Below are 3,331 nucleotides of genomic sequence, written 5' to 3'. Positions count from 1 at the left end.
GTATCGCCTTTTTAGTTGGCGGTTATGTGATTAACCTGCTTAAAGGCGTGACACTCATTGAAGTTCCTTTATTAGGTGCACTCAAGGCATGGCAAATTGCCTTTTTAGTGGTGGGGTTACCCGGTATTATTATTGGTTTGCTATTTATTTTGACAGTTAAAGACCCTGCACGTAAAGGACAGCAGCTCAACCAAAGCGGACAAGTTGACCAAGTTAAATTCACGCAGTGCCTTCAGTTTATCAAGAAACATGCAAAAACTTTTGCTTGTCACTATTTAGGTTTTACCTTTTATGCAATGGCACTCTACAGTCTGACTAGTTGGACGCCAGCATTTTATATTCGTAAGTTTCAACTCGCGCCGACTGAAACAGGCTATATGCTCGGCACTATATTGCTAGTTGCAAATACTTTAGGCGTGTTTTGTGCTGGATGGCTAAACGACTGGTTTATTAAAAAAGGACGCCAAGATGCACCGATGTTCACGGGTGTGATTGGTATTGTTGGCCTGATTATTCCAATTGCATTTTTTACCCAAACAGATCAACTCTGGCTTTCAGTAACTTTGCTCATTCCTGCAATGTTCTTTGCCTCCTTCCCACTTGTGATTTCGGCAACAGCATTGCAAATGTTAGCACCCAACCAATTTAGAGCACGCCTTTCTGCCCTATTCCTTTTGGTAAGTAACTTAATTGGACTAGGTGTTGGTACAACATTAGTGGCAATTATTACAGATAAGGTTTTTGGCAATCCATTAATGGTGGGTTCTTCTTTATCTATTGTGGGTGGCTTGTCCTGTGTACTGGCTTTGGCTCTACTTTTCAAAGGCTGTAAATCCTTTAGTGAAAGCATGAAGCTTGAAAAATTACGTTAATTGAAGCAACAGCCACTTATAAAAACAGGAGTTCCCTTTAAACAATTTAGGGAACACCACACCAATATTTCACAATACGTAATGCCGAGGACTGGCATATATCTTGGAAATGGATTATGGAATTATTTCACCGCTTTAAACCACACACTTTAGCTTTTGCCACTTTATTTATTATGTGCAGCAGTTCTTGGGCTGCAAATCCAAATCAGCAAACTGAAGATGAGTGGAAATTCACTTTAAAAAATGCCTATATCAATCGTGATTTTGATAATGACGCCCTTAAAGATACCGGTAGTTGGTCTCAGGCAGCATCTTTATTTTATAAATCGAAAATGCATGACACTCCACTAGTCATAGCAGATAAACCTATTACGATTGGAGCTGACGCTTCCGTTCAATACGCCGTACGTTTGAGTTCAGACAAACATGTCGCAGATACTGTTTTGCCTTTTAATAAAGAAACGCAATCTCAAGCATCTGATTATCTAAAATACGGCGCGACTTTAAAACTAGGTTATGACAAAACACTTTTAAGTGTCGGTGAACTCTGGCTAGATTTACCTGTAACGGCTGTTGATGCTAGCCGCCAGTTACTCACCTCGTATTGGGGAACCAATCTTAAATCACAACTTTCAGATCAACTTTATGCCGAAATTGGCCGAGTGGAAAAAGTCTCGCCACGAAATGAAGAAGATTTTAAAAAGTTTTCGTTCACAGCAAATGGAATTACCAAAGAATCTGATGGCTTAAATTATATTGACCTGCGCTATCAATTTACGCCGTCTTTGAAGGGCGAATATTATTTTGGTAATTTAGAAGATCTCTACAATAAACACTATGTAGGGCTTGAGCATACGTGGAAACAACCAACTTTTGCCCTGACTTCCAAATTTAAATATTTTAATGCGAAAGATGATGGCAATACCTTTGATATTGATGCCCAGAACATTGGTTTACTTGAAACCGTCAAAGTAAAAAACCATACCTTTGGTTTGGGTTACCAACAAATTATTGGAGAGTCGGCTTACCCTCTACCAGATGGTTTCTTGCCAGAAACCTATTTCATTAACTGGAATGCTACAGGTTTCTTTAAAGAAGATGAAAAGTCTTACCATGTCATGTATGGCTATGACTTTAAAGATTACATTCCCGGCTTAAACGCAATGGTGAAATATGTTTATGGTCATGACTTTAAAGCAGCTAATGGTGAGAAAAACCACGAAACTGAGTCCAATGTCATTCTGAACTATGCATTTCAGCAGCCGCTCTTAAAAGGCTTTGCCCTGCAATATATTCGTATTGACTACAACGTTAAACACGGCAATGACTTTGGCGAAGACCGTTTATTCGTCAATTACACCAAAAAATTCTAAATAAAAATTACCCCCTAAAATTTAGGGGGTAATTTTTATCCTAATTTATTAACCAATCTCAAAGGTAAAACCTTCATGGCAATACTCATTGGTAGCCATGGCCATTGTGGTACATACGCTTTTACAGGTTGTTTTTCAATTGCTTTGACTAAAGCTTTACATCCTGTTTTTGCGTCAACTTCAAAAGGTAAATGTTTAGCACCTTCATTCATTTCAGTTCGGATGTAACCTGGGAAAATGGTTGAGACTTTAATTGGAGTATCTAGTAATTCAGCGCGAATACCCTCGGCCAAGTGAGCAACTGCAGCTTTACTCGCCGCATAGGTCGATAAATGTTTTGGTAATCCGCGCATCGCACTCATAGACGACATGACCACCAAATGACCTGCATTTTGCGCTCTAAAAATTTCAATCGCTGCCTCACACTGTGCTAAAGCAGAGATAAAATTTGTTTCGGCCGTGGCTCTATTAATTTCAAAATTACCTTTACCAATACGACGGCCATTTCCAACTCCCGCATTTACAATAATACGGTCTAAATAGCCAAATTCTTGTTTAAAGGCGCGAAATACTTCAAAAACCTGATCATAATTGGTAACGTCCAGACTTTTCGCAATTACCTTAATACCGTACTCATTTTCTAGTTCGGTTTTTAAAGTCTCTAATCGGTCTAAACGGCGTGCACAAATCGCCAAGTTATAACCTTTTGCTGCAAATTCATGCGCCATACCTGCGCCTAAACCAGAACTTGCACCTGTAATTAAAATTGTCTTCGCCATGCTTTTATCCTTATTTTAAATCCATGTCAGTAAATCTGGACGCTCAGCTTTTATAAAATGATGTTCATTTAAACTTAAAACCTGAGCTTCATTTCCAACCAAACGTAAAGTCGTGAGGCTTGTATTCGCAATTGCCCAATTCAAAGCAAAAGTTCGATTAGGACTGAGTTCAAGCAGCTTGCCAATTGCTACAGAAATCACACCACCCGAGGTAAAAACGACTGCATAACGAGGTTTGTTTCTTGCTAATTCATCACAAAGTTGCTGTAGCGCCGTTTCAACTCTGTTTTTAAAATGCGGCCAAGAC

General features: G+C 39.1%; 4 protein-coding genes. 2 read left to right on the top strand and 2 right to left on the bottom strand.

Annotated elements, in window-relative coordinates; translation table 11 throughout:
- Both C1642_RS19170 and C1642_RS11175 read left to right on the top strand, forming a co-directional pair.
- Positions 1-872: MFS transporter (locus tag C1642_RS19170; RefSeq protein ID WP_228153838.1), on the top strand; the 872-nt coding region annotated here is incomplete at its 5' end.
- Positions 873-988: 116 nt separating this feature from the next.
- Positions 989-2,245 carry an OprD family outer membrane porin gene (locus C1642_RS11175; protein ID WP_000418525.1) on the top strand — a complete coding sequence of 419 codons (1,257 nt, stop codon included), beginning with the start codon at positions 989-991 and terminating at the stop codon, positions 2,243-2,245.
- A gap of 35 nt (positions 2,246-2,280) precedes the next feature.
- Here the strand turns inward: C1642_RS11175 and C1642_RS11170 are convergent, their stop codons facing one another.
- A complete protein-coding gene (locus tag C1642_RS11170) occupies positions 2,281-3,024 on the bottom strand; it encodes an SDR family oxidoreductase (protein ID WP_001140451.1) in 744 nt (247 codons plus the stop codon).
- 15 nt (positions 3,025-3,039) lie between these two features.
- Positions 3,040-3,331: histidine phosphatase family protein (locus C1642_RS19165; protein WP_228153837.1), on the bottom strand; the 292-nt coding region annotated here is incomplete at its 5' end.

The sequence above is a fragment of the Acinetobacter sp. AKBS16 genome, assembly GCF_002899995.1.
Classification (GTDB): Bacteria; Pseudomonadota; Gammaproteobacteria; order Pseudomonadales; family Moraxellaceae; genus Acinetobacter; species Acinetobacter baumannii.
Note: the sequence above shows the minus strand (reverse complement) of the source record. Positions and strands in the feature narration are given on the sequence as shown.

Bases quoted from the DNA above. Each gene is read 5' to 3' on its own strand.
- C1642_RS11175 (WP_000418525.1), top strand. From the start codon at position 989: ATGGAATTATTTCACCGCTTTAAACCACACACTTTAGCTTTTGCCACT.
- C1642_RS11170 (WP_001140451.1), bottom strand. From the start codon at position 3,024: ATGGCGAAGACAATTTTAATTACAGGTGCAAGTTCTGGTTTAGGCGCA.